Raw genomic sequence first — 26,391 nt, 5'->3', positions numbered from 1 at the left:
CTCCTACCCCTCGACCTCGATGGCCACATCCACCTGCAGGTTGGTCAGGCCGGCCACGCGGGCGCTGCTTTCCGGATCCAGGCGGATGTACACCTCCACCACGCGGGCATCCACATCGGCGGCGGGGTCGGTGTTGAGCACGTCTTTTTTGCCGATCTGCAGGCCCACCCGCTCCACCCGGCCCTGCAGCGTTTCTGGCAGCGCGCGGTTGCTGATGGTGGCCCGTTGTCCGGGCCGCACCCGCAGGATGTCGGTTTCGTAGACCTCCGCCACCACCATCATCTGGTCGGTGTTGCCCAGCTCGAGGATCCCTGTGTCGGCAGCGATAACTTCCCCAGGCCGCGTGCGGATCTTGAGCACCTGGCCGGCCCGGGGGGCGCGGATGAGGGTGCGCTCCAGACGGGCCTCCGCCAGCTCCAGGTTGCGGGCCAGGGATCCCAGTTGCACTTGCGCTTGCGCCCGCCTCAGCCCCGCTTCAGCAGCTTGCACCTGGGCTTGGGCGTTGCGCAGATCCCGCTCGCGGGCCAGGCGCAGTTGATCCAGAGTGGCCTCGGCAGCCCGCAAGTCCTCCTGCCGTTGCCGCACCAGCAGAGCTTTCTGGTCTAGCTCCTGCTGGGAGATAGCCCCCTCCTGCCACAGGGCCTGGAAGCGAGCCAGGTTGGCCTCGGCATCGGCCAGCTCCGCCCGAAGGCGCTCCACCACCGCTTCCTGGGATCGGATCTGCATCTGTTGCGGTTCGTCTAGGCGGCTGAGGCGGGTGCGCGCCTCTTCCACTTGAGCTTGGCCAAAGCGGGTCTCGGCCTCCAGCCGGGCGCGGGCTTCTTGGAGTTGGGCAGCAGCATACTCCCGCTCGGCCAGGCGCTCTCGATAGCTTTCCAGACGTGCCAACACTTGCCCCGCCCTCACCCGCTCCCCTTCGGCCACTAGCAGCTCTCCCAGTCGCTCTCCCGGAGGGCCGGCCACCCGCACCACCTCTCCTTCCGGCTCCAGGCGACCCAGGGCGCCAACGCGGGGAGGTAGCCGCGTCTCCTCCGTTGCATTCTCTGATACGGATTGGGTGGCCGCCTGCTGGCTCAGGCCCAGCCAGGCCAGCCCAGTTCCGGCCAGCAATCCAGCTCCCGCAATAGACCAGAGTAGCCGCTGATTCATCGTTCCCTACTCGTTGAGTTTTGCGGTTGAGGTCGGTCGTTACAGTTGCAATTTTTTAATAAGTGTAAAGTTTATGGGGCAAGGATGTCCAGGTTTTTCTCATGTGTTTATTTTTCGGGTATTCGTTTTTCTCCGGCTTGTCTTCGGTTGTCGACCTTCGTCGGCTACCTAACCCAAGGGATTCCTGATATGATCTGCCGTGTCCGGGGCCTTTCTGCAGGTGCCGATTTCTAGGTGTGGTGCGAGGAGTGAGGTGGAGTTGCGATGGTGGAAACAGTTGGGGGGAAAGATGCCGTTGCGCCGGCGCCAGCTCGTTCTCCATCTCCGCCTGCGAAAAATTTGGATCCGTTGAACCCGCTACTTCCGGCTTATCATTTTGTCGGGATCGGCGGGGTGGGGATGTCGGCTCTGGCTTACATTTTGGCCAAGCAGGGGTTTCGGGTTTCAGGGTCGGATATTGCCGCCAATGGCCGCACCCGTCGCCTGGAAGCCTTGGGGGTGCGCTTTATTCAGGGGCACACTCTGGAGGGTTTGGCCGGGGATCCCCAGGTGGTCTACTCCAGCGCCATTCGCCCCACCAACCCGGAATTAGCGGCGGCGCTGGACAAGGGACTAAAGGTTTGGCATCGAGCCGATTTGCTGGCTGCCCTGTTTAACCATCGTCCCAGCATTGGGGTGGCGGGCACCCACGGCAAGACCACTACTAGCAGCATGATTGGCTACATGTTACTGGCGGCGGGCTGGGATCCCACCTTGATCATCGGCGGGGAGATGGACGCCTGGGATGGCAATGCCCGTCTAGGCCAGGGGGAATACCTGGTAGCCGAGGTGGACGAGTCGGATGGATCCCTGGTGCGGCTCTATCCCCAAATTGGCGTGATCACCAACATTGAGCTAGACCACCCGGATCACTACGCCAATCTGGAGCAGGTGATCCGGGCCTTTCAGCAGTATGGGCAGCAGAGCCAAACCCTGGTGGCCTGTCTGGACTGCCCCAACGTGGCCACCCACCTCAAGGTGGACATCGGCTACAGCCTGGCCGGCCATCCCCAAGCCCAGTACCAGGCCCGTCAGATCCTCTACACTGCCGATTGCACCTCTGCCGAGATCTGGGAAAGGGGATCCCTCCTCGGCCAGCTCCGCCTGCAGGTGCTGGGATCCCATAACCTCAGCAATGCCCTGGCGGCGGTTGCCGTGGGGCGACAGTTGGGCTTGGAGTTTGCGGTGATTGCCTCGGCTCTGGCCGAGTTTCGAGGGGTGCAGCGGCGATTTGAAGTCAAAGGCGAGGTGGGTGGGGTCACCTTTATCGACGACTATGCCCATCATCCCAGCGAGATTCGGGCTACGCTGCGGGCGGCACGGCTGCAGCAGCGGCGGGTGGTGGCGGTGTTCCAGCCCCATCGCCACAGCCGCTTGGCCAAGTTGTTCCAGGACTTTGCTTGCTGCTTTGCGGATGCGCAGGTGGTGGTGATCGTGCCCACTTATGGGGCGGGAGAAGCAGCGCCTGAGGGCTCCGACAGCTTGCGGCTGGCCGTGTCGGTGGCGGAGCACCATCCCCATGTACGTTATGTGTCTTCTTTGCCGCAATTGCCGCAGGTGTTGCCGTCTATCTTGCAACCTGGAGATCTGGCAATTTTTTTGGGCGCAGGCGATCTCAATCAACAGATAGCCGCTACGATGCGGGCCTATGCGGCTCGGCTGGGGGAGCAGCCTCTGGCAAACTTTGAAGGGAAATTGCCGGGGCAAGCGGAGGATGGGATCAGGGAGATGGGGGCTTCTGAGGTATTGGCATCATGACTACAGCTCCCTGCGTGCCCAATGCCTCAAGCGTTGCCCGACTCTCTGGACGGATTCAAGCGGGGATCCCCTTGGCCCCTCTGACCACCTTTCGCGTGGGCGGCAAAGCGGAGTGGTATTGCGAGCCGCACAACAATCTGGAGCTGCAGCAATGTTTGGCCTGGGCGCGGGCGCAAGGGATCCCGGTTACACTGTTGGGGGCGGGCAGCAACCTGCTCATCAGCGATGCCGGCCTGCCGGGGCTGGTGATCCACACCCGGCGTTTGCGCGGGATGCAACTGTTGGAGGGGGGGAGGATCTGGGCCGCTGCCGGAGAACCTTTGGTTAACCTGGCGCGGGCAGCCGCCAAGCGGGGCTGGAGTGGCTTGGAGTGGGCCATCGGGATCCCGGGCACGCTGGGGGGAGCGGTGGTGATGAATGCCGGCGCCCACGGGCGCGCCATGTCGGACGTGTTGGTGGAAGTGCAGATTTTGGATGAAGAGCAGGAGCCCTGCCGCTTAGAACCGGTCGATCTGCAATTTGGCTACCGCCGCTCGCGGCTACAGGACTCTCCTTGGACGGTGACGGGGGCAACGCTGCAGTTACTCCCAGGCCGGGATCCGGCTCAGGTGCAGCGACAAACCCAGCGCCACCTCAACCAGCGCCTGAGCTCTCAGCCCTATCATCTGCCCAGTTGTGGCAGCGTCTTTCGCAACCCCGAAACCCATCCTGCCGGCTGGCTAATTGAGCAGGTCGGTCTGAAGGGCTACCGGATTGGCGGGGCCCAGATCTCCGAGCGCCATGCAAACTTCATCCTCAATTGTGGTCAGGCCAGCGCCAACGACATCTACCGTCTGATTTGCTTGGCCCAAGAAAAGGTTTATCAACGATGGTCGATATTCCTAGAGCCAGAAGTGCGCATTCTGGGATCTTTTGACGATCCTTTGATAAGTTAATTTGGCCTACCCCATTTTTTGATGATTGGATGGTTCTGATCTTGAACTGTCCTCACCAGTCCTTGATGGATTCTCGTTGATTATTTTGCGTCAGTTTATGGTTAGGGCACGGCTACTTTACGTCGCTTAATTGCACAACTAATTGCACAACTCAATCAGTCCCCCACAAGCGCGGAAGAACGCCGCTATTTGATTGGCGGGAACGGGAACACCGCCACGAAGATCTGAACTAGGATCCGGCTTCAGAGCGGCACAACGACTGAAACTCGAAGGGACTCCGCCCGCTACGGGATCCCGAGCAGCCATCGCCAAGTTTCGTTTTTGAACAGGATCCACACCCCTAATCTCATCAAAATCCAGGGTACCCAGCGCTCTCCCTGTTCAGCCAAGATCTTGGCCACTTCCGGTTGCACCGTCAGCCTTTGAGCCATGGCAAACCACAGCCCTTTCATCAAAAAGAAAATTATAGAAAAGAGAGCCAACTGGAGAGGGGTGCTGCCGGCAAACAAAGGAACGTACAAGCTGATGTTATCCCCGCCATTGGCAAAGGTGAGGAGCATGGACAGCAGAGCTGGCGAGGGCAAAAAGAGCAGCCCAGTCTTTGCGGGTGGTCGATCTTGCAGTTTTTCCAGCTCTTTCGACAGGGCTTCTTCCGCTTCAGATCGCCACAATTTCCAGCCGCCCACCGCCAGCGGGATCAGTCCCAGCAGGCCAATGGCAGATGGCGGCAGCACCAGGCCCCCCAAGTACCCCAAAAGGCTGATCAAGATCAATCCTGCCAAGCCCAAGTAGCCCCCCAGCTAAACCTGCCAGCCCTTCCAAGTAGGTTGGATCTGCACCTGGGCAAACAACACAACCAGCACAAAAAAGTCGTCAATGTGGGTGGCAATAAAGGCGAGGATCCCTTCCGCCAGCGTTGTCCAGAAAAGAGGGAGGGGCATGAGCTTAAGAAGTGGGGAAGAGGGCGCCGATATCGACAAGGTGAAGCTGCACCAGCCCGAGGATCGCCAAAGTGTAGGCAGTAGAAGAAGCCAAACTAATAACGAGATCGCGCTTTAGGTTGCGGGGTTTATCCCCTTGCTCAACCACATCAGTAGCGCCAAACTGCATCAGGAGAAGGCCAATCAAGTTGGAAAGCCAGTACCCGGCAAGGGTTCCTCCCAAAAGCCACTGGGGCTGCCACAAGCTGCAGAGGTAGCCAAATCCATAGGCAATGGGTAGGTTGAAGAACAAATCGTTCCACCAGGAAAAGGGCGAGAGCATAAACCCCAAAACCAGTAAAATGCCACCTCGGAACTTCCTCCCCATCGGCTCTGTCTTCCGCGTTGCGTCTCCCTAATGTTACTTCACAGTGCTTCATGACAACCCAGAGAGAATGCCTGGCCCTGCACCTGGGAGAATGGCACGGGCTCTTTTCCGAGTATCGACCCACCGCCCACGGCTGGGAGCTGGTGGGCCAAAAGCGCAGCCTCATCACCTTTGAGGCTTTGGATCGGGACGCAATCCGCCAAACCAATGCCTACTACCCCCTAGAGGGATCCCCTACCCCAACAAGCCGCCAGAGCTGGGTCTATCAAGATTTCTCGCCCGGCTTGCGCTTTTTCCCCGATGGCTCCTTTTCCAACGGGCGGCTGCAGCTGGCACCGTTTGGCGATTTTGCCGTCGAGCAGGGCTTTCTTTGGGGAGAGCGCAAGGCGCGGCTGGTGCAACAGTGGGATGCCCAAGGTCGTCTGGTAGAGGTAACCGCGATCCTGGAGCGGCGCGGCCAAGCTTTGGATCCCGTTGCAGACTGTTCACCCCTGAGCAGAGAGCAGCTGAGAGCCTGCCTCCAGGGGAGATGGCGGGGGATCGCCCAGAGCTTTTCTGCTGCCGATAGCTTGCTCAGCGAAACTCATGTAGATCTCTCAGAGTGGGCCAGCCCTTGGGATCCCTTGCCGGGGGGGCTGTGGATGGGCGGGCCGGATCCCTTGCCCATCCCTACCGCCCACCGGGATCGCAGCTTTTCGGTGAGCCTGAGCTGGTTTCCGCAGTCGGAAGACTGCCATTGTCTCTTGCGTTTGATCCGGGACTACGATGCCCGCGGTGCTTGGCAAGGGGTTACGCTGATCCGGGCGCAGAAGGATCCTGGTTGAGGAAGGCGCAAACCTGGGCAAACACCGTCTCCCGCTCGCAGTCCAAGGTGAGAACGTGGTCGGAGCGCTCCAGCCAATGCAGGGTCTTCTCGGCGGATCCCAGCTCCCGGTAGAGCCACGCCGCCTGGTCGGGATCCACCACTGTATCTTGGCGCGGCTGCAGGATGAGGGTGGGAACTTGGATGCTGGCTACTTCCCCCCTGACCCGCTCGATGAGCTCAAGGGCGCTGCGCACCGCCGTTAGATTGAAGCTGCGCAAATAGGCCACTCTTTCTGCCAACGCGCGGACATCGCCATCCCGAATCGGCAGGCGAAAGCGGGGAACCTCTTCCAAGAGCCAGCCCAGGCTGTTGAGGTACTGCTCCGGGCGAAAGAGATAGTACCAGCGGTGGCGAATGGCAAAAAACGGCGCCAGCAGGACCAATTTGTGGACAGGGTGGGCAAAGGCCAGGTGCAGCGCCAACAGGCAGCCGGTGGAAAACCCCACCAGCGAAAGGCGCGGGTACTCCTGCTGCAGCGCCAGGTAATGTTCCAAAACCCGCCCGTACCACTCCGTCCAGCGGGAAGGGGGCATGCGGGGTGCCGGGCGGTCGTGGCCGGGATAGTTAAACCCCTGCACCGTCAGGCCGGCTGCCAACAGCCGCTCCGCCAGCCACTGCAACTCGTAGACGCCACCCCCCAACCCGTGCAGCAGCAGGCAAGCATGATCCCCTCTTCCCCGCCACAGAAAAGGCTCGTTGCTCAGCATAAAACCTCACCTCAGGACGGGATCCCTTTTTAACCCAGGGCAATATCCAGCAGCAGCATCACCACAAACCCACTGAGAACGCCAAAGGTGCCCTCCCGCTCCAACCCCTGCCGGTGCGACTCGGGGATGATCTCATCCGAGATCACAAACAACATCGCACCAGCGGCAAAGGCCATGCCCCAGGGCAGCAGCGGCTGAGCCAAAGTGACCACCGTCGCTCCCACGATGCCGCCGATGGGCTCTACCAGCCCGGTCAGCAGGGCAATGGCAAAAGCAAACAGCCGCGAATACCCCTGGCTGGCCAGCGACAAGGCCACCACCAGCCCTTCCGGCATGTTCTGCAGGCCGATCCCCAGGGCCAGCGCCAACCCATCGCCGACTTGGCCGGTGGCAAATCCCACCCCCACCGCCAGGCCTTCCGGGAAGTTGTGCAGGGCAATGGCAATGATGAAGAGCCAGATCCGCTTTAGGTGGGCGCGGTTCTCCCCTTCAGCCCCTTTGAAAAAGTGCTCGTGGGGAAAAAGCTGGTGGGCACTCTCCAGAAAGATCGCCCCCAACAACAGGCCCGCCACCATCACCACGGCCGCCCCGAACTGGGAATATCCCAGCGCCAGCGCCGCCTCGGTGCCCGGCACCACCAGTGAAAACGAGGTGGCGGCCAACATCACCCCACCCCCAAACCCCAGCAGGATCCCTTGCACCCTCTCCGAGAGCGAGGGAAGAAACAGCGCCGGCAAAGCCCCCAGCCCCGTCGCCAAGCCGGCGATAAAGCTAGCCAGGGATCCCATCCCAATTGGATGTCCCAATTGGATGCACAAGCCAATCTCCACAAAGGCCGAATGCTTTTCAATTCTCCTCCTTTTGCGACATTGTGTGCGGTTTGTGGCCAACCGGAATGGCAGATCCCCTGCTATGGCTAGCCCACCACCGGAGTTAGGGTTGCTTTGAAAGGCTCTCGACAGCGCAGTAGATCTTCCGTTTGAGCCTGAATGGCTGCCAACGCTTCGACCTCTGAGATGCGGGTACTTTGACCGACCTCGGTGATCGGGATCCCGTCTACGAACACTGTGTGAACATTGCTGGCCCAAGCGGCATACGCGAGGTTCTAAAAATTAGCTTCTGTTGCCAGATTTTGTGCTTACAAGCAAGGTACACAAGAGCAAGTCTGAAGGCTCTATTCCCCAGTTGGAGCTTGCCATCTGAGGCAAGGTTTATTCCCAACAGTGGTAGATTGCGTGGGCGCAGAAGCATCCTAAGCAGCAATTTGACCAGGCTATGGCTATACTTTAGTAAGGCGGGTCGACAAAAACTAAAGAAAACTAAAGTCAAGTCTGATGATGAGGAGTGAAAAAGCGATGCAGAAAAAAGCAGTTACAAACCTTTTGGCTTTGAGTCTAGGGGCGGCCTGTCTAGGACTGACCGGCTGCGGCGGAAGCGGTGGGACGACAGTGACGCCTCCGACACCTACGCTGCCTCCGCCGGGCGATGGTGGTTAGCCGGGCGATGAAGGGCCGGTCGAAGATGAGCCGGGCGATGGTGGTCAGCCGGGCGATGACGATGAAGAGCCGGGCGATGACGATGAAGAAGAAGACGAAGACAACCAAATGCCCGAAGGCTGAAGAGCAGGGCAGATGATGGTTAGTCCTTCAAAAGCAGCTCGGCAATTTGAAGGGCGTTGAGGGCCGCACCTTTGCGGATTTGATCCCCGCATAGCCACAGCTCCAGGGCCTTGGGCTCGGAGATGTCCTGGCGGATGCGGCCCACCGCCACTTCATCCCTGCCGGCCACGTCGATGGGCATGGGAAAGCGGTTCTGCTGCCAATCTTCAATGAGCACCACCCCAGGGGCCTGGGCCAGGATTTGCCGAGCTTGCTCCACCGGGAAGGGCTGTTCAAACTCCAGGTTGAGGGCCTCGGCGTGGGTACGTAGCACCGGCACCCGCACACAGGTAGCCGTCAGCCGCAGGTGGGGGGATCCCATAATCTTGCGGGATTCGTTGACCATCTTCATCTCTTCCTGACAGTAGCCGTTTTCTTGCAGGGGGCTGTTGTGGAGGAAGAGGTTGAAGGCAATGGAGTAAGGGAACACCTGGGGCTGCAACGGCTGCCCCTGGAGGTAGGCGCGGGTTTGCTCCTCTAGCTCCACCATGGCGCGGGCCCCGGCCCCGCTGGCCGATTGATAGGTGGCGGCCACCACGCGGCGCAGGGGGATGTGGCGATGCAGGGGGTAGATGGCCACGCACATTAGGATGGTGGTGCAGTTGGGATTGGCAATGATCCCTTGGTGACGGAAGGCTTCCTGGGGGTTGACCTCCGGCACCACCAGCGGAACATTGGGATCCAGGCGAAAGGCGCTGGAGTTGTCAATCAGCACCGCCCCCGCCTCGACGATGGTTCTGGCCCAGGTTTTGGAGACACCGGCTCCGGCAGAGGCCAGCACCAGATCCAGGCCCCGGAAGGCCGCTTCTGAAACTGGTTCCACCGGGATCCGTTCTCCCTTGAAGGTCAAGTAGGTGCCCGCCGAGCGGGGCGAGGCCAACAGCTTCAGCTCTGCCACCGGAAAGCGGCGCTCTTCCAGCAGCTTCAGCAGCTCCACTCCTACGGCTCCTGTGGCCCCTAGGATGGCTACCCGTTGTTGCCGTGCCATGCTTTCTTGTCCTTAGGTTTTCCTAATTCTAGGGTTCCAGAGGTTGCTGTAATCGAGGCCAAAGCAGCCTGCACCTCTGCCAGCTCGACTTGATCGGTCAGCTCCGCTTGGCCGATGCGGCGGGGCAGAACGAAGCGGATCCGCCCTTGCTTGACTTTTTTGTCCGCCTGCAGCGCCTGCAGCACCGCCTCCCAAGGGATCCCGGCGGGCCAGTGGCTGGGCAGCCCTGCCCTTTCGATAAGGCGTCGCTGCCGCTCGGCCTCAGCCGCGCTCCACCACCCCAGGCGACGGGCGATCTCTCCCGCAGCCACCATGCCAATGGCCACCGCCTCCCCGTGCAGGTAGCGGCGGTAGCCGGTAACGGTTTCCAGGGCATGGCCGAGGGTATGGCCGTAGTTCAAGATGGCCCGCAGGCCCCCTTCCCGCTCGTCCTGTTGCACCACCCAGGCTTTGCACTCGGCACAGCGCCGCAGCAGATAGTGCAGATCCGCAGGGGCAAAATCGGCGTAGCGCCTCAGCCTGGGCCGGTCTTGCAAAAACTCAAATAGGTCGGCAGCCTGGATGACGCCGTATTTGATGACTTCCGCCAGGGCCGAGGTAAATTCCCGCCGGGGCAGGGTCTGCAACAGCGTTGGGTCGATCCACACCAGGCGCGGCTGGTAGAAGGCGCCGATGAGGTTTTTCCCGCCAGGATGGTTGACGCCGGTCTTGCCGCCGATGGCCGCATCCACCATGGCCAAAAGCGAAGTGGGCACCTGGACAAACGGGATCCCGCGCAGCCAAGTGGCGGCGGCAAACCCCACCATATCCCCAATGACCCCCCCTCCCAGGGCCACGAGGGTGGAAGAGCGCTCCAGGCCAAAGCTCAAGGCAGCATCGTAGATCTTGGCCACCGAGCGCAGGGTTTTGTAGCGCTCGCCGGCGGGCAACAGAAAAAGACGGGCAGCAAACCCCGCTTGTTGCAACCCTTGCATCAACTTTTCGCCAAAATGCTTGGCAATGCCGGGGTGGCTCACCACCAGCGCCTTGCCCGAAAGTCCCCTGGCTTGCAGTTGGGATCCCAACTGGATAAGGCTGTGGCCGCCGGAGCCTTCGGGGGACTGGATGAGAATGTCGTAGGAGCCGTGGGGAAGCTTGACGGGGATCAGACAGGGATCCATAGGTGCTGCTGTTGAAGAGATGGGATCCATTGACACTCCCAGCGCCTAAAGGCGGGGGATTCTTACGCAGTCCACAAAAGAACCCGTAACGGCGTTGTCAAAGCGCCTCTAGACAGTTCCTGAAGGCCGCGGCAGGTTTGGTCTTAAACTCATTCCTTCTTGCCAGGAGAGCCTCAGCTTTTTCTTAAAGCTACTGAGTGCCTCAGCTACAGACTTACAGGTCTGTTGTGCGGCGGAGACATACATTGCGATGAAGTGCTTGTTTTGGGTTCTCGCCATCTCAGCACAAAGCTCACCATAGCTTGCCCATCGCTTCGTTTTGAAATAGACTTGTCTCGCATAGTACAAAGCACAGTTGTACACCTTATTAGACTGTTGACACAAGTACTCTAATAGGGGGACTAGCTCTCTGTTCCTGACTCGAACCTGCTGACAGCCGTACTCCATCATTGTTGGCAAGCGGCATGACAACCGCAGTCTAACATGGGCAAGCGATAGTGCGAGAGGAAAGTCAACGGTACAATCACTACAACCATGCTGTGGGGCTAGCGGTTGTTTATCTTATTTTTTGGCCAAAGAGAAGGAAAAAGGTCTTGGTAGGAGAAGTCAGGAAGAGGTTGTTTGAGCTATGAAACTATATCAACGACCCCCATCATGGGTAAGCGACTAAAGTGGCTAGCGAGCTTTTCCGCCCTGCACTCAAGTGCGGGGCTACCAAGCTATCCTTTTGTGTGGCACGTTCTGTTGCTTGATGTTCTTCCCATGCCTCCTGGCTTGCCCAGTCCTACGGCCCACTGCAAGTGAACCGCGCAGCGGGGCAGGTAGGAAACCCTTTCTCAGCTTACAAGGCTACCCTCGCCTACTGCTCGCGCCAGCGGTGCGAAGCGTTCCCCCCAGATGCGAACCTGCACCCTACGGGGAAAACGGATCCCAGCGGCCTACTCAGGGCAAAACCGGCAGCACCGGCAGAATCTCAACTTCGGTGCGCTGGGTTTGGGGGAGAGATTGCGAAGGCCAAGTGGGGCCGCCGGAGCCATAGGCAGCAGGGCTGACCATGCTGTGCTCGGCGATAAGCTGGTTGAGGCGGGCGATGCGCTCCGCGACAGGGGGATGGGTACGCAAGAAGTCCGGCAGGGATGGACGGGATTGCAACTTGGCCAAAAATTGCGACATGCCCCTGGGATCGAAGCCAGCGCGATAGGCGGCCCACAAACCTTTTTCGTCGGCAACAAACTCGTTTTCGCGGCTTTGCGGTCGGCGCAGTCCCAGCTCCAGGGCTAGGGCGGCCAAGGTGTTGTCATCGAGTCCCAGCAATTGGGCGCCGAAGCGGGCGGCGGCAGCCTGCTGCAGTTGCTGGAGGCCGTGACGTTCGCTGATATGGGCGATTTCGTGGCCCAAGACAGCAGCAATTTGGTCGTCGTTGTCGGCAGCTTCCAGGGCGCCAGTGGTGATGTAAACAAAACCACCCATCGTGGCAAAGGCGTTGATGTCTGGATCCTCCACCACCTGAAAGGTATAGGGCAAGTTAGGGCGTTCGCTGTGGGCGGCCACCCGCTGGCCGATGCGGTTCACCCGCTCCACCCAATAGAAATTTGAACTGACGCGAATCTGTCCGCGGGCTTTCAGTTGCTGGTCGATCTGGCGGCCCAAGCTCACCTCTTGGGCGTCGTTTAACTGGCTCACCTGCAGCCATTGCAGGCCGTGGATCAGCAGCCGAACCAGGTCTTGGGCCTGGGCAGGGGATCCCATCCCGGCGGCAAGGATGGCCAGCAGAGCAAAGGCAACCGGCTTGGCCACGCGGCAACTCCGCCGCTGGGGGGGGATGGGGCCCACCGACGGGATTGCCTCGACAGCAGAGCGAGGTTTCAATACCCGCATTGGATCCCTCCAAGACAACCTTCTCTCAGGCTAGCGATCTGGCAATGGGATCGTCCTACCAGAAATGGGCAACCCCTCTACTCTTTTGGCTACTTTGGCTGAGATTGCAGCAAGGGGAAGTGTTTCCGCAGCCAGGCTTCTGCCTCAGCGCGAGTGGTAAGCTCGCCGTTGAGGGTGAGGCAGCGCAGGCGCTCCAAGATCTCCTGAAAAAGAGGGCCCGGCTTGTAGCCCAGGCAACGCAAATCGTGCCCGTTGAGGGGTGGCTTCACCCAATGCCACTCCTGCAAGTAGCGCCAGAGCAGCCGCCGCGCTGGCTTGGCGGCCAGCCCTGCCAACAGGATCACCGCCGGGATGCGCAGCCCCTGCAGCAGCCGTACTACCTGAGCCGGAGACAGGGATCCGGTCTCCAGTTGGGCCAAGAGGGCTTGGTAGTGGGAGAAATGGCTGAGGCGTTCGATGCCCGCTTGGGTGAGGTGGAGCTGGCTGGCTACCTGGGGTGCCTGGGGCAGGGGCAAGAGCAAGGCTTCCAGGCGCAGTTGCCAGATCTCCTGGGATCCCAGCTCGGGGTAGCGGCGGCGGAAGTGATAGGCCCAGCGGCCCACCCGCTGCAGCCGCCGGTACAGGGAGGGATCCCAGGTCAAAGCGGGGTGAATGCAGCGCAGGGCTCCCCATGCCGCCAGCCGCTCAAAAGCCAAGGGCCAGTCGCGGGAGCGGAGGATGTAGGCCAGCTCCTGCTTGAGGCGCTCCCCGCCAACGGCATCGTGGAGGCCGCTGGCTACAGCCGTGCGAATCCATTCTTCGGTGGTCGGATCCAGGGCAAAGCCCAGGTGCACGGCAAAGCGGACGGCCCGGTAGATGCGGGTGGGATCCTCGATGAAGCTGTTGGGGTGGAGGGCGCGGATGATCCCCTTTTGCAGATCCGCTTGCCCGCCGAAAAAGTCCAGCAACTGCCCCCGCTGCGGGCCGTTGAGGCGCAAAGCCAGCGCATTGATGGAAAAATCCCGCCGGTAGAGATCCTGATGGATGGATCCCATGGCCACTTCAGGGGGCGAGGCCGGGTAGGGGTAAAACTCGGTGCGGGCGCTGGCAATATCCACACAAAAGCCCCCTGGCCAGATCAGGGCTGCCGTCTGAAACTTGCCGTGGATCTCCAGGCGTGCCTCCGGGAAGTGCTGCTTGAGGGCTTTTCCCAGGATCAACCCCCAGCCCGGCGGATCCGTCCCTTGGGGGGTCGAGGGGTAAGGCCCATCCACCACCAAATCCAAATCCAGCCGTTCCAGGCAAGAGGAGGGCTGCCGTCCCCACCGGTGCAGCAGCAGATCCCGCACCGCCCCCCCCACCAGATACAGCCGCAGACCCTTTTCATCGGCAATTCGGGCAGCTTCCTCTAGCAGCCGGCGGTGCTGCGGCGAGAGAGCGGCAAAGGTGAGATCCAAAGGACAAGAGAGAGCAGGAGAAGCCAACTGGGGTGAGAGGGCCGGCAGCTGGTGCAGGTGTCGCAACACATCGGTGCGGGTAACGATCCCCACCAACTGGCCATCCTGGAGCACTGGCAGACGGCCAATGTCCCACTGCACCATCAGCCGCTGGATCTCCGCCAGGGGCGTGTCGGGGGAGAGGGTCTTGACGTCGGTAGTCATGTAGCCCTTGACGGGGGCATGGCCAAAGCCGTGGTGCAGGGCAATGTCGATATCTCGCCGCGAGATCACTCCCACCAGGCGGCCCTGGCCATCCACCACCACCAGGCCGGAGTGGCCATAGCGCAGCAGCACCCGCTGCGCCTCCTGGATAGTAACCTCCGGTCGGATGGTGCGCACCGGCGAGGACATCAAATCCTTGGCCGTCACAGGCGGCGGGATCCGCTCTTTAACCGCCTGGCTGAGGTCGCTCAGCACCTGGGCGGGATCGGGCAGGGGCTGGTCTGGAGAAGCTTTTAGGGTAGCGGCTGCCGCACAGTCGTGGCCGCCGCCACCGTAGCGGGCCATCACTCGGCCCAGTTGGGCAAACTCCTGCCGCGCCCGCCCGATGAGGCTAAGCCGCTCCCCCTGTCGTGCCACCAAGAGCAGCACGTCCACCCCTGTCAGATCCATTAGCCGCATCACCAGGCCGGCCAAGCCGGGCACAAACTCCGGCAGCTCCAGCAGCCACGTTCCCAAGCGGTACTCCCCCACCGCCTCCACCTGCATCTGGGCCAGTCCCTGGCTGAGCAGTTCCTGCATCGGGGGGGTGAGGCCATCGCCCAAAAAGCGCCGCAGCACCACCAGGTTGACTCCCTGACGCATCAGCCAGGTGAGGGCGGCGGCATCGCGGGCGGTGGTCTCCGGGAAGGTCAGGGATCCCGTGTCCATGTGGAGGCCCAAGGCCAGCGCCAGCCGCTCGAAAGGGCTGAGGCGGATCCCGGCCCCCTGCAGCCGCTCCACCAGGAGGGTACAGGTGGAGCCCACCGCCTCAATGTGAGCGCTGACCTGCTGCTGCGGCCACAGCTCTTCCAGCGGGGTGGCCGGCAGGTGGTGGTCGAAAATCTCGATCTTCGCCCCAGGAACGCTCAGCCAGGCAGCAGCCTTACCGAGGCGATCCGGGTCGTAACAATCCACCAGGATCCAGCGCTGGACCTGGCGGGGATCCACCGAACGCAGCTCGATGAGGGGAAACTCGTCCCGGTAGAGGGCCAAGAACTCCTGCACTCCCGGCAGGGATCCGCCAGTCAAGGCAATGCGGGCGCTAGGGTAGAGTCGGGCTGCCCCCACTGCCGCCCCTAGGGTGTCGAAATCTGCTGACTGATGACACAAGATGAGGTCCATGCTGGCCTAGGCCGGGATCCCAGCCCCGGGGAGGGAGCTGCTGCTTGGCTGCAGCGGGCCAAAAACAGTTGGCGGGCGTGCTCAAGGACAAAGCCCTAAAGCGTGGTCAGTTCTTTTTCTTTCTCCGCCAGCAGATCGTCGATCTTCTTGATATAGCGGTCGGTCAATTTCTGGATTTCTTCTTGCAAGCTTTTGGACTCGTCTTCGGAGATCTCGCCGTTTTTCTCCCGCTTGCGCACCGAGTCGATGGCGTCGCGGCGGATGTTGCGAATGGAAACCCGGCCCTCTTCGGCCAGCTTGGCCACCTGTTTGCTCAGCTCCTTGCGCCGCTCTTCGGTTAGAGGAGGGATATTGAGGCGCACCACCTTGCCATCGTTGCTGGGGGTTAGGCCCAGGTCGGAGGCGACGATGGCCCGCTCAATTGCTGCCAGGGTCGAGGGATCAAAAGGCTGGATCAAGAGAGTGCTGGCATCTGGAGTGGTGATGCTGGCTAGCGCCTTCAGGGGAGTGGGAACGCCGTAGTACTCCACCTGAACGCGATCCAGCAGGCTGGCGTTAGCCCGCCCGGTGCGCACCGTGTTGAAGGAACGCTGGGTGGCCTGCACCGCTTTGCTCATTAACTCCTCGATCTCAGCTAGCTCCACGACCTTTTCCTCGCTCTCGAAACAGTTTGCAGACGCTCAGACACTAGCGGCAAAAAACCAAGACCTCTAGCACGAGCCTGAGCTTAATTTTATCTTGTCTAGATCCGCGCGCGGCTCTAGAAGCCATTCTCCAGTCCTAGCGGCACTAGAATGGCCATGAACTCCTCTTCTTGGTCCATGCCTGGGATCCCTGCTGCTTTTTCCCCGCTGAGGTTGACGCTTGAGCAGGTCAACCTCTCAGCTTCGGCTCTGGCGCTGTTGGACTACTGCCCCCGCTTGTTTTGCTACGTGTACCTGGAGCGGCTGATTTGGCCGGCAGCGGATGCCTTTGAGCACGAAGCGGAGCAGCAGCGGGGACGCCAGTTTCACCGCCTGGTGGAATCGTACAGCCGCGGGCTCCAGGTGGAGCCGCGCTTGTCGGCCTTGGAGGAGACAGTACGCCAGTGGTGGCAGGTGTTCTTGGCCAGTCCCCATGCCCAGCCGCAGGGGCGGGTGTTGGCGGAACTGCCCCTCTGGCAACGGATTGAGGGGTTTAAGCTGATGGCTCGCCTGGATCGGCTGGTGATTGCGCCGGGATCCCTGCACATTGTCGATTGGAAGACGGAGCGGCAGCGCCCCCCCGACGAACAGTTGGCCCAGGACTGGCAGGTGCGCCTTTACCCGCTGTTGCTCTGCGGGGTGGCCGCTCAACTGCCCCTGGCAGGCCCTTTTGAGCCGGAGCAGGTGCAGCTTACCTTTTGGTATGTGCAGCACCCGCAGCAGCCTTTTCAGTTGCGCTACAGCGCCGCCGCCTACGAGCGGGATCTGGCCCACCTCAAAGCCACCCTAGGCCGCCTGCGGCAACTGGAGGCGCAGGCCTTTCCCGCCCTCCCCTACGGCGAACGCTGTGCCAGTTGCCTGTTTTGCGCCCGTTGCCACGGGCTCATGCCGCCAGGGATCCCTTCCCAGAACCTGACGGACTGGGTTTGGCCGGAAGCGGAGCCACTAGAGGAAACGCCTGAGGCGGAATGGCTATAGCCGCCGGGATCTCGGTGACCCCAATCGCTCTCCAAACCTGCATACTGAGTTAGAGAGTATTGCAGGGTTGCTAACTGTGGTGGCAGGAGTCATTGCCGGCACTTCCAGGGATCCCGACTGGGATGTGGAGCTCAAGGGGCTCCGCAAGCGCTTTGGCGATTTTGTGGCCCTCGACGGCATTGACTTGCAGATTCGGCGGGGCGAGTTTTTTGGCCTTTTGGGCCCTTCCGGCTGCGGCAAGACCACCCTGCTGCGCATCATCGCTGGCCTGGAGGTTGCCGATGGCGGAGAGGTGGTGATCCGGGGGCAGCCGGTGGGCCATCTGCCTGCCCACAAGCGCAACGTCAACACCGTGTTCCAGAGCTATGCCCTCTTTCCCTTTATGACCGTGGAAGAGAACGTCGCCTTTGGCCTGCGCATGCGGGGGGTGCGAGGGGAGGCGCTGCGCAAGCGGGTGGCCGCCGCTTTGGAATTGGTGGAGATTGGGGATCTGGCCAAGCGCAAGCCGCAGGAGCTCTCCGGCGGGCAGCAGCAGCGGGTGGCCCTGGCCCGCGCCTTGGTCAACGAGCCGGAGGTGCTGCTGTTGGATGAGCCGCTCTCGGCTCTGGATGCCAAGTTGCGCAAGCAGCTTCAGGTGCAGTTGTGCGAGCTCCAGCGCCGCCTGGGCATGACGTTTATCTTTGTTACCCACGACCAGGAGGAGGCCTTGGTTACCAGCGACCGGGTGGCGGTGATGCGGGCCGGGCGCATCGAGCAGGTTGGCCTCATCGACGAGGTGTACGAGCGGCCGGCAACAGCCTTTGTGGCGGACTTTTTGGGGGCCAGCAACCTCATCGAGGGGATCGCCTGTGGCACCGATTGCGTCGATACGCCCCTGGGCAAGCTCAAGGTGCCCGGGATCCCACCCAGCCTGGAGCCGGTGCAGTTGGCCATCCGCCCGGAAAAGATTCAGCTTTCCCGCAGCGGCTGGGATCTGCTGCCCAACCAGGTGCCGGTGTGGGTAAAAAACCTCATCTACACCGGGGCAGAAAACCAGTACCTCTTGCAAACGGCCAGCGGCCAGCAGCTCAAGGCCCTCACCCTCAACGCCGACATCGAGGATCAGGATTTTGCCATCGGGGAGGCCCTAGTGGCTCATCTCCCTCCCAAGAACTTGGTGCACTTGCAGCCGGATCCCCGGCGACAGGAGGCTCCATGCTGAAGCGGCCAGCAGCGGCAGAGCCAGGGATCCAGCGTTTCCAGGTGCGCTCAGGGGAGCTGCTCGCCCCTTGGCAGGAGCTGCTGCGCAGCCTCATCTTTGCCGGGCCGGGGGTGCTCTGGGTGGTAACGTTTTTGGTGCTGCCGGGGCTGTTGCTGCTGGTTTGCAGCTTTCTCAGCAGCGGCCAGTTTGGCCAGGTGGGCCTGCCCCTGACGTTGGCCAACTACCTGCGCATTCTCGGCTATAGCCCCCTGGGCTGGACGCCCATCTACTGGCAGATCTTGGGCCGCAGCCTGCTGGTGGCGGCCGTCACCACCTTCTTCTGTGTGCTCCTGGCCTATCCCCTGGCTTTCTTCATTGCCGCCCACCCGCCCCGACAGCGGGATCTGTTGCTGACGCTGGTGGTGGTGCCCTTCTGGACCAACTTGGTGATCCGCACCTATGCCTGGATGGTGGTGCTGGCTCCGGAGGGGTGGCCGGCACGGCTGGCGGCCTGGCTGGGCTGGATCCCGCCCCAGACAGCTCTCTACCCCAGTTGGCTGGCGGTGTACCTGGGCATGGTCTACACCTTCTTGCCCTACATGGTCCTGCCCCTCTACACGGCCATAGAGCGCATCGACTGGCGCCTGGCAGAGGCAGCCAGGGATCTCTACGCCAACGGCTGGCAGGTTTTCCTGTGGGTGCTTTTGCCCCAGACGCTGCCGGGGCTGGCGGCGGGCCTGATCCTGGTGGCAATTCCGGCGCTGGGCATGTTTGTGGTGCCCGATTTGTTGGGGGGCAGCAAAACCTTGTTGATTGGCAATGTCATCCAGATGCAGTTTGGCGCCAGCCTGGACTACCCTTTTGGAGCGGCCCTCAGCTTTCTGGTTACCGGGCTGAGCCTGGGGCTAATCTACGCCTATAGCCGCTACGTCGGCAGCCGCGGCCTGGAAGATCTGATCTAAGTCGCTGCAAACGGCTGGGATTGGATGGCGGATGCTGCCTGAAGCTTTGGTAGGTTGAGGATACTGGCGTTGCGCTAGAGGGATCCCTTGACCCAAACGCTGTTTTCTCGACCTCAAGCTACGGCACCTCCTGCTTCCCCCCCTTCTGTTTGGGATGTCATTGTCATTGGCGCTGGGATTGGCGGCCTGGTGGCGGCCACCCAGTTGGCGGCCAAGGGCTACCGGGTGTTGGTGCTGGAAAAATACCTCATCCCTGGTGGCAGCGCCGGCTACTTTGAGCGCCCGGATCCCAACGGCAACGGGATCTACCGCTTCGACGTCGGGGCTTCCATGATCTTTGGCCTGGGCAGGCAGGGCACCACCAACCTGCTTACCCGCGCCTTGGCTGCCGTGGGCCAGTCTTTGGACTCCATCCCCGACCCGGTGCAGATTGCCTACCACCTGCCCCAGGGGCTCAGCCCGCGCGTACACCGGAACTACGAGGAGTTTTTGCAGGAGCTAGCTAGCTATTTCCCTCAGGAAGCGGGCGGCATCCGCCGTTTCTACGACAGCTTCTGGCCTATCTTCAACAGCCTCAACGCCATGGAGCTGCTCTCTTTGGAGGAGTGGGGCTATCTCTGGCGCTCTTTTGTCGGCAACCCCCGCGCCTGCCTGACTTTGGCCCGCTATTTGCCGGCCAATGTGGGCCAGGTGGCGCGGCGCCACCTCCGCCATCCGGCGCTGCTGCGCTTTGTGGATATGGAGTGCTACTGCTGGTCGGTGGTGCCGGCGGAGCGCACGCCCATGATCAACGCCGGCATGGTGTTCTGCGACCGCCACTACGGTGGCGTCAACTACCCCAAGGGAGGGGTGGGGCAGATTGCTCAAAAGCTGGCCCAGGGGCTAGAGACCTGCGGGGGGCAAATCCGCTACCGAGCGTCGGTGCGGCGGATTTTGGCAGAACGGGGCCGGGCCGTGGGCGTCGAGCTCTCCACGGGGGAAAAGCTCTTTGCGCGCAAGATCATCTCCAATGCCACCCGCTGGGATACCTTTGGCCGCCTCTGGCCAGGACCCTTTCCGGCAGCGGAGCGGCGCTGGCAAAGCCGTTATCAACAGTCCCCCAGTTTCTTAAGCCTGCACTTGGGGGTGCGGGCCGAGCCTCTGGCCGGCGAGCGCTACTGCCACCACATTCTTCTAGAAGATTGGCAAGACCTGGAGGCGGAGCAGGGCACGATCTTCGTCTCCATCCCCACCCTTTTGGATCCGGAGCTGGCCCCACCAGGCCGCCACATTGTCCACGCCTTTACCCCCAGTTGGATGCAGACTTGGCAGGGCTTGAGCCCAGAGCAGTACCGGCAGCAAAAACAAGCGGCAGCCGAGCGTCTCATCCGCCGCCTGGAGGCCCTCTGGCCTGGTCTGGGATCCCACATTGAACTGCAGGAAGTGGGCACCCCCCGCACCCACCGCCGCTTCTTGGGCCGCGTCGACGGCACCTACGGCCCCATCCCTCGCGGCACTCCCTGGGGACTCTTGGGCATGCCCTTCAACCGCACCGCCATCCCCAACCTCTACTGCGTGGGGGATAGCACCTTCCCCGGCCAGGGACTCAACGCTGTCGCTTTCTCTGGGTTTGCCTGCGCCCACCGGGTAGCGGCGGACTTCTCCTAAAGCTGTCTCCAATTTCTAGGAACCCCCCGCAGTCGTCTTGCATTGAACCCCTTCCCACTGCGAGAGCTCTTGCATGAGCGTCGGGGTGAGGCATCGAAGCGGGCAGCCTAGAGCGCCCATTTGGCAAACCAGTTCGTAGACTCGCTCGAAGAAATCCCGATGATTGGCAGACATGTTCCGCGACCGCGATTGCCAGAGCGCATCGTGTGCTTGACGGAGGAGACGGCAGAGACGCTCTACGCCTTGGGGGCTGGGGATCTCGTCGTCGGCATTTCTGGATTTACGGTGCGTCCGCCGGAGGCGCGGAAGAAGCCGAAGGTGTCCACCCTTCTGGATGCCAACATCGAACGGATTTTGGCGCTGCAGCCCGATGTTGTGCTTGCATGGTCGGATCTGCAGGCAAACATTTGCGCTGAGCTCATTCGCCAGGGGGTGGAGGTTGTCTGCTTCAACCAGCGCACGGTTGAGGGGATCCTCTCCATGATCCTGCGCCTTGGGGCACTGGTAGGGCGAGCTGCTCAGGCACGGGCATATGTGCGCTCCTTGCGGGAGGGATTGCACCGAGCTATGCAGCGTGGACAGCAACGGCGCCGCCGTCCACGGGTCTACTTCGAGGAGTGGGACGACCCCTTGATTACAGGCATCGGCTGGATCAGCGAACTCATTCGTTTGTGTGGAGCTGAAGACATCTTTTCCGAATTCAGTGCCTATCCCGATGCACGGCGCCGGATTATAGCTGAACCGGCAGAGGTCGTGCGGCGCGCTCCAGACATCATCCTGGTGTCCTGGTGTGGCAAGAGGTTCAAGCCTGAGCGGCTTCACAGCCGCCCTGGGTGGGAGACTATCCCGGCGGTCTGGAGCGGACACGTCTACGAGCTGCCGTCAGAGGTGATTCTGCAGCCCGGTCCGGCTGCCTTGACCGATGGGGTGCAGTTGCTGCTGCAGATCTTTGACCGCTGGGAGGCCCAATCCTCCGCCTAAGCTTTGATGCTGCTTTCGATAGGGTTGTGGGCCTGGACGGCGTCATACTCGAGCCCGAAGTCTTCTAGCGCGTACAGCACTGCCCGATTGTGGCTGCTGCACAGGCGCGTGAAGTTTGGGAGCACCTGGCGGTTGTTTCCAATTTCTAGGGATCCCCACGAAGGGGGAACTTTCATGCTGGGCTTTGCCCAGTGATGTGTTGTTTCGGAGGTCGTTTCCAATTTCTAGGGATCCCCACGAAGGGGGAACTCTACCCCCATTAAACCCAAGCAGGGCAAGGGATGAAGGGATGCAAGACCCATTTGCGAGGGATCCGAAAAAAGGTTGGCAAAAAGAGCTTTGGCGAGGGGGCTTTGGGGCCTGAAAGCCTTGTGGCGCAAGGCGTCGAGGGATCCGACGAAAGAATCAGCCTTTTGGGGTTTTGGTGGATCGCTCGCAGAGCTGCGGATACCGTTTTCTTGTGTTTTTGGCAACATGAGGCTCAGGGGGCGGTGAGGAGGGTTTTGGATAGAGCTGAAGCGCCTATAGTGGGGGAAGTTCTCCGGCTTCCGTGGCTGTCGATGTCGGATCTCGCCCTTACAGAGAAGCTTCTAGCCGGGATCCAGGCCCAGCAGGCTGGCGACTTGCGAACAGCGGAAGCCATTTACTCGCAAATTCTGGCGGAGTTTCCCGATCAACCCGATGCCCTGCACCTGCTGGGGACGGTGGCCCAGGCCAAGGGGGAGGGGGAATGGGCGGCTGCCTTGATTGCCGAGGCCATTGAGCTCAATCCCCACGTAGCCCTCTATCATCACAACCTGGGCGTTGTCTATGAGTCCTTGGGGCAACTGGAAAAGGCTCTATCTTGCCATCGGCAGAGCCTGAGCCTCAATCCCAAGGCTTACCTTTCTGCCTTTCAAGCGGGCAAGATTCTTGTTAACCTAGGCCGCCACGAAGAGGCAATCTCCTTGCTGGGCTCCCTGTTAGAAAATCCAGATCCACTAGCAGGGATCCCTTGGGCTGAGGTGCATTTTTGTCTGGGGATAGCCCATCGCGAGCAAGGGGAACACAGCGCGGCTCTGGATCACCTGGAAAAGGCATGGACTTTGGATCCTAACTTGGTGCAAGCCCGCTGGCTTTACCACCTCTATTTGCCGGCTATCTATCAGGATGAACAGGAGCTACACCGCTTTCGCTTGCGCTTTGTAGAACACCTGGATCGCCTCATTCAGGAGACGCCTCTAGACACCCCAGAGCAGCGGCGGCTTGCCTTTTTAGGGTCAAGTTGGGGAACGCCTCACCTTCTGCAGTACCAGGGCTACGACGACTTGGAGCTGCAGAAGAAATACGCTCAGTTGGTGCAGCGCATTGTGAAAGCCTCCTACCCCGATTGGGAGTATCTCCCCCGGCAAGCCCGGCCAGGGGATCCCATTCGCGTTGGGTTTGTCTCGGCCTCCATGCGCGCTTGCTCTTACAGCCGCCTTTCTTTGGGGTGGGTGAAGTACTTAAAGGCTAGCTCCAAGTGGCCTTTCCAGGTGTTTGCCTATCACTTGGATCCCAGAGTTGATTTCCTGACGGAGCAATATCGTCAGCATGCCGACGTCTTTCGCCACATTCCCACTGGCTTTGAAGAGGCTGCCCGCCAAATTTTGCAGGATCAGCTGGATGTTTTGGTGTACCTGGAAATTGGCCTTTCTCCCCTTATGTTGCAGCTGGCGTCCCTGCGGCTAGCCCCAGTCCAATGCTCCACCTGGGCTCATCCCGTTACTTCGGGACTGTCGACCATTGACTACTTTCTCTCCAGCGACCTCATGGAGCCTGAAAATGGGCAGGCCCACTACAGCGAAACCTTGGTCCGGCTGCCCCACCTGGGTACCTGTTTTGAAAAGCCCGTTTTGCCTCCCCAGAGACGTTACCGCCAGGACTTTGGTCTGCCTCAAGAGGCCGTTGTCTATCTCACCTGCCAGTATTTGGGCAAGTACCTGCCGCAATACGACTACCTTTTTCCAGCTATTGCTCGGCAAGTGCCCAGGGCCCAATTTGTCTTCCTGGCCTTGCCCAATGCTGCCATTGGTCAGCGCTTCTGGCAGCGGCTTGCCTCCATCTTTTCCAGCTATGGTCTTGCGGTGGAAGACCACTGTCGAATCCTGCCCGCCTTGGACCACCAAGACTACCTGGATCTCAATCGCTGCGCTGACGTCATGCTGGACTCCTACGGCTGGTCGGGCGGGATCACCACCCTGGAAGCCATTGCTGCCGGCTTGCCGGTGGTCACCTGCCCTGGCCGGTTCCTGCGGGGCCGCCACACCTACGCCATCCTCAAAAGAATGGGCCTTGAGCTTCTAATTGCCCCAGACCTCCAGCGCTACGAAGAGCTGGCCGTACAACTGGGAACGGATCCCCAATTTCGGCAGCAAATCGCTCAGCAAATCCAAGAGCGGCGCGACCTGCTTCTTGAGGATCAAGACTGCGTGGCGGCCTTAGCTCATTTCCTGCGCCAGGCTGTCTGCCAGAAGCTGGCATGCCATACTCTCCCTATAGAAGCCTCCTAGTCCCCCACAGCAAACCCTTTGGTAGAGTAGTACGGCTACTCCAGGGATCGTGGCGGAATGGTAGACGCTACGGACTTAAAATCCGTTGTTCCTCAAGAACGTGAGGGTTCGAGTCCCTCCGATCCCATTACTGCAGCCCTGTTTGCTCTAGCAAGGCCAGTAGAGCCGGAACCGGCACCCAGGCATCCTCCCGGTCTAGCTCTGGGCTAGCCAGCAGGGCCACCAGGGCGGGGTCGCAGGTTGGGGCCACTAGGGGAAAGTAGTTGAGCCCCACCACCTGGGCAAGGCTCCAGAAGTAGGGGAGCACGGCGTTGCTGGGGAAGATCTCGATGGCAACCGTGCCAGGCTGACAAAAGGCAAGGTTGGTCAGGCCCGCCCCGTGGATCCCCATGACTGCCTCTGCTTTTTGCATCAAGGCTATCTGTTCGGCTAGGGAAAGGACTTCCAGTTGCACAGGCACAAAGCCCCAGGGGCGCAAGGCCTCCAGCACCTCCGCCTCGTTGATGACCCGCCGCCAGCGTGCAGCACGACGGCTAATGTAAACCCGCCGCGGCAACAAGGGATCCGCCGCCTGCCCCAGAGGAACCAGTTGCTGCAGCACCTTCCAGCCCCTGGGGGTTAGACACCCCACCGGCCCAGCCAGCGAGGGCACAATGAGGTTCTGCGCTTGCAGATGGGATCCCCCCACCTGCTCGAAGCTTAGAAGGCGTTCTGTGGGGATCCCCAGGGCAGCTAAGCTCTGCACTTGGAAGGGCTTGCCCTGGTAGCCGTGGAGCAAGATGGGAAGGTCTTTTTCGAGGAAGCCGGCGCGGCGTAGGAGATCGAGGGCGGGCAGGATGTCCACCATCCAATGGAAGTAGTTGACTGCCCCCAGGGGCAAGAGGGCGACAGGGCCATCCAGCGGAATTGGCGGCGGCAGGTGGGGCAAGTCCAAAACGGGGTGGTGTTCTAGGTGAGCCGGCTTCCAGTCCCAGTCGAGAAACTCCGGCGGCGGCAAGCTGGGGGAGACATCGGCCAGCAACTCACCCCTACGGGTAAGCACGGCGCTGGCAAAGCTGGCGTAGAGGTGGCGGGGATAGTGGCCCACGTGCACGGATCCCTGCGGAATCTGGGCCACAAAGGTCTCGGCCAAGGGGATCCGCTGCGAGCGCAGCTTTTGCCCAATGGCAGGGTCAGCCGTAGGAGGAGCTTGGAGACAGAGAACCCCTTCTGGATCCACCACCTGGTAGCTGCCCTCGCCGGTGGCCTGGTGCCACTGCCGGGTGGTAAGGTAACCCTGGCTGGGCACTGGCAGGGGGTTGCCAGCACTGGGCGGTGGGCTCTGGCAGGCTGGGGAAGGAAGGGTTGCCTGCGCAGGGATCCAGCGCTGCCGCCAGAGGCGATACCGCTCTTGCCAAAACTTGCCCGGGGATCCCTGGAGGGCTTGCTCCAGCTCCAGCCGCAGGAGGCTGTCTCTGCCGCTGCCCTCACACCAGGCCTGTAGCCACTCCCGCTCCGCCGCCAGCGCCTGCCGGAACTTCTCCCAAGCTGCCTGGGAGTTGTCCCGCCGCACCTGGGCCTCCGCCCAGTAGCTGTAGAGCTCCGCTGTCTGGGTGCCCCGCGCCGCTGCCTCCTGAAAGCAGGCCACCGCCTGCTCCAGCTCCCCCAGATCCAGCCAAGCCAGGCCCATTTGCACCCAGGGATCCCCCCAGTCTGGCCTTAGCCTGGCCGCTTCTTGGAGAGGGGAGAGGGCCTCCCGCAACCGGCCCAGCTTGAGCAGGGCCAGACCCCAGCGCCAAAAGCTTTCCGCGGCTGTTGGATCCCAGCGGCAGGCTTGCTCAAACCACGCTGCTGCTTCTAGCCACAGCCGACGGCGCTCCTGGACTCGGCCAAGGCGATGGGCGGCCAGCGCCTGCACAGGTTCTAGGTCGGCGGGAAGGGATCCCTCCACCAGTTGCCGATACAAGGCCGCCGCCTGCGGCCAGTGGCCTCTTTCCCACAGCCCCTTTGCCAGCTCCTGCAGCCCTTTTGCCCAGCAGCGGCTAGCTTCTAGCTCGCCCAGGCCTTTTCCCATTAGCAGCGCCACCCCTTCCTGCCAGGTAAGCTGGGCTTCCAGCTCTCGCCCCAGGAGCAGGTAGGCGGCTCCCAACCACCAGTAGAGCAGGGGATGCTGGGATCCCTGCTCCAACTGCTGCAACAGCTCT

The 26,391-nt window shown here is 61.4% G+C and carries 23 protein-coding genes, 1 tRNA gene and 1 pseudogene; 12 read left to right on the top strand and 13 right to left on the bottom strand.

What is annotated here, in order from left to right:
• Nucleotides 1-3: 3 nt before the first annotated feature.
• Nucleotides 4-1,149, bottom strand: a complete 1,146-nt coding sequence (locus CYA_RS08840) for an ABC exporter membrane fusion protein (protein WP_011430700.1) — start codon at nt 1,147-1,149, stop codon at nt 4-6.
• Nucleotides 1,150-1,413: 264 nt separating this feature from the next.
• On the opposite strand from CYA_RS08840, the gene murC reads away from it, so the two are divergent.
• Nucleotides 1,414-2,946, top strand: a complete 1,533-nt coding sequence (gene murC / locus CYA_RS08835) for a UDP-N-acetylmuramate--L-alanine ligase (RefSeq protein WP_011430699.1) — start codon at nt 1,414-1,416, stop codon at nt 2,944-2,946.
• Nucleotides 2,943-3,881: a UDP-N-acetylmuramate dehydrogenase gene (murB, locus tag CYA_RS08830; RefSeq protein WP_011430698.1), complete on the top strand. Its 939-nt coding sequence runs from the start codon at nt 2,943-2,945 to the stop codon at nt 3,879-3,881. The genes murC and murB overlap by 4 nt, the downstream gene beginning before the upstream one ends.
• Before the next feature lie 284 nt (nt 3,882-4,165).
• Here murB and CYA_RS08825 read toward each other — a convergent pair whose 3' ends face one another.
• The 3 genes from CYA_RS08825 to CYA_RS08820 are packed head-to-tail and all read right to left on the bottom strand — an operon-like array spanning nt 4,166 to nt 5,189.
• Nucleotides 4,166-4,669 carry a cadmium resistance transporter gene (locus CYA_RS08825; protein WP_049749765.1) on the bottom strand — a complete coding sequence of 168 codons (504 nt, stop codon included), beginning with the start codon at nt 4,667-4,669 and terminating at the stop codon, nt 4,166-4,168.
• A 12-nt stretch (nt 4,670-4,681) separates the two neighbouring features.
• Nucleotides 4,682-4,822 carry a hypothetical protein gene (locus CYA_RS15095; protein ID WP_011430697.1) on the bottom strand — a complete coding sequence of 47 codons (141 nt, stop codon included), beginning with the start codon at nt 4,820-4,822 and terminating at the stop codon, nt 4,682-4,684.
• Nucleotides 4,823-4,826: 4 nt separating this feature from the next.
• Nucleotides 4,827-5,189, bottom strand: a complete 363-nt coding sequence (locus tag CYA_RS08820; protein ID WP_071813522.1) for a hypothetical protein — start codon at nt 5,187-5,189, stop codon at nt 4,827-4,829.
• A gap of 50 nt (nt 5,190-5,239) precedes the next feature.
• On the opposite strand from CYA_RS08820, the gene CYA_RS08815 reads away from it, so the two are divergent.
• Complete coding sequence (locus tag CYA_RS08815; protein ID WP_011430695.1) at nt 5,240-6,013, top strand: DUF3598 family protein; 774 nt, start codon at nt 5,240-5,242, stop codon at nt 6,011-6,013.
• On the opposite strand, the gene CYA_RS08810 is transcribed toward CYA_RS08815, so the two are convergent.
• Complete coding sequence (locus tag CYA_RS08810) at nt 5,979-6,761, bottom strand: alpha/beta hydrolase (protein WP_011430694.1); 783 nt, start codon at nt 6,759-6,761, stop codon at nt 5,979-5,981. The genes CYA_RS08815 and CYA_RS08810 overlap by 35 nt on opposite strands.
• Nucleotides 6,762-6,790: 29 nt before the next feature.
• On the bottom strand, nt 6,791-7,549 hold the full coding sequence (locus CYA_RS08805) for a ZIP family metal transporter (protein WP_041439095.1): 759 nt from the start codon (nt 7,547-7,549) through the stop codon (nt 6,791-6,793).
• A 697-nt stretch (nt 7,550-8,246) separates the two neighbouring features.
• Here CYA_RS08805 and CYA_RS15090 point away from each other — a divergent pair.
• Nucleotides 8,247-8,396: a hypothetical protein gene (locus tag CYA_RS15090; RefSeq protein ID WP_187147155.1), complete on the top strand. Its 150-nt coding sequence runs from the start codon at nt 8,247-8,249 to the stop codon at nt 8,394-8,396.
• 3 nt (nt 8,397-8,399) lie between these two features.
• Here CYA_RS15090 and CYA_RS08800 read toward each other — a convergent pair whose 3' ends face one another.
• Complete coding sequence (locus CYA_RS08800; protein WP_011430691.1) at nt 8,400-9,407, bottom strand: aspartate-semialdehyde dehydrogenase; 1,008 nt, start codon at nt 9,405-9,407, stop codon at nt 8,400-8,402.
• On the bottom strand, nt 9,386-10,567 hold the full coding sequence (gene aroB, locus CYA_RS08795; protein ID WP_228375515.1) for a 3-dehydroquinate synthase: 1,182 nt from the start codon (nt 10,565-10,567) through the stop codon (nt 9,386-9,388). Before aroB ends, CYA_RS08800 begins: the two co-directional genes overlap by 22 nt.
• 497 nt (nt 10,568-11,064) lie before the next feature.
• On the opposite strand from aroB, the pseudogene CYA_RS14770 reads away from it, so the two are divergent.
• Nucleotides 11,065-11,196: pseudogene (locus CYA_RS14770) on the top strand (IS200/IS605 family transposase); the annotation flags it as partial.
• A 313-nt stretch (nt 11,197-11,509) separates the two neighbouring features.
• On the opposite strand, the gene CYA_RS08790 reads toward CYA_RS14770, so the two are convergent.
• From CYA_RS08790 to frr, 3 genes are all read right to left on the bottom strand, one after another.
• A complete protein-coding gene (locus CYA_RS08790) occupies nt 11,510-12,445 on the bottom strand; it encodes a M48 family metallopeptidase (RefSeq protein WP_011430689.1) in 936 nt (311 codons plus the stop codon).
• A gap of 89 nt (nt 12,446-12,534) precedes the next feature.
• Entirely contained in the window at nt 12,535-15,246 is a 2,712-nt protein-coding gene (locus CYA_RS08785; RefSeq protein ID WP_011430688.1) for a CBS domain-containing protein, read from the bottom strand.
• A gap of 95 nt (nt 15,247-15,341) precedes the next feature.
• A complete protein-coding gene (gene frr / locus CYA_RS08780) occupies nt 15,342-15,890 on the bottom strand; it encodes a ribosome recycling factor (RefSeq protein WP_011430687.1) in 549 nt (182 codons plus the stop codon).
• A gap of 156 nt (nt 15,891-16,046) precedes the next feature.
• Between frr and CYA_RS08775 the strand changes: the two genes are divergently transcribed.
• The 5 genes from CYA_RS08775 to CYA_RS08755 all read left to right on the top strand — a co-directional run bounded on the left by CYA_RS08775 (nt 16,047) and on the right by CYA_RS08755 (nt 21,677).
• On the top strand, nt 16,047-16,907 hold the full coding sequence (locus CYA_RS08775) for a PD-(D/E)XK nuclease family protein (protein ID WP_049749827.1): 861 nt from the start codon (nt 16,047-16,049) through the stop codon (nt 16,905-16,907).
• Between the two features lie 79 nt (nt 16,908-16,986).
• Entirely contained in the window at nt 16,987-18,108 is a 1,122-nt protein-coding gene (locus tag CYA_RS08770; protein ID WP_228375253.1) for an ABC transporter ATP-binding protein, read from the top strand.
• On the top strand, nt 18,102-19,049 hold the full coding sequence (locus CYA_RS08765; RefSeq protein ID WP_011430683.1) for an ABC transporter permease: 948 nt from the start codon (nt 18,102-18,104) through the stop codon (nt 19,047-19,049). Before CYA_RS08770 ends, CYA_RS08765 begins: the two co-directional genes overlap by 7 nt.
• A gap of 99 nt (nt 19,050-19,148) precedes the next feature.
• A complete protein-coding gene (gene crtH, locus CYA_RS08760) occupies nt 19,149-20,696 on the top strand; it encodes a carotenoid isomerase (protein ID WP_041439091.1) in 1,548 nt (515 codons plus the stop codon).
• Between the two features lie 189 nt (nt 20,697-20,885).
• A complete protein-coding gene (locus CYA_RS08755) occupies nt 20,886-21,677 on the top strand; it encodes a cobalamin-binding protein (RefSeq protein ID WP_206337017.1) in 792 nt (263 codons plus the stop codon).
• Here CYA_RS08755 and CYA_RS08750 read toward each other — a convergent pair.
• Nucleotides 21,674-21,853, bottom strand: a complete 180-nt coding sequence (locus tag CYA_RS08750; RefSeq protein WP_041438423.1) for a hypothetical protein — start codon at nt 21,851-21,853, stop codon at nt 21,674-21,676. The two genes, CYA_RS08755 and CYA_RS08750, sit on opposite strands and share 4 nt — an antisense overlap.
• A 384-nt stretch (nt 21,854-22,237) precedes the next feature.
• On the opposite strand from CYA_RS08750, the gene CYA_RS08745 reads away from it, so the two are divergent.
• Together CYA_RS08745 and CYA_RS08740 are read left to right on the top strand one after the other, a co-directional pair.
• Nucleotides 22,238-24,208 carry a tetratricopeptide repeat protein gene (locus tag CYA_RS08745; RefSeq protein WP_148203195.1) on the top strand — a complete coding sequence of 657 codons (1,971 nt, stop codon included), beginning with the start codon at nt 22,238-22,240 and terminating at the stop codon, nt 24,206-24,208.
• Between the two features lie 43 nt (nt 24,209-24,251).
• Nucleotides 24,252-24,335, top strand: a tRNA-Leu gene (locus CYA_RS08740).
• Here the strand turns inward: CYA_RS08740 and CYA_RS08735 are convergent.
• The gene (locus CYA_RS08735) at nt 24,336-26,384 is read right to left on the bottom strand and encodes a glycosyltransferase family 61 protein (protein ID WP_228375251.1); all 2,049 of its coding nucleotides are present in this window, start codon (nt 26,382-26,384) and stop codon (nt 24,336-24,338) included.
• Between the last annotated feature and the right edge of the window lie 7 nt (nt 26,385-26,391).

The sequence above is a fragment of the Synechococcus sp. JA-3-3Ab genome (assembly GCF_000013205.1).
Taxonomy (GTDB): Bacteria; Cyanobacteriota; Cyanobacteriia; order Thermostichales; family Thermostichaceae; genus Thermostichus.
This window is presented reverse-complemented; position numbering and strand designations above follow the sequence as displayed.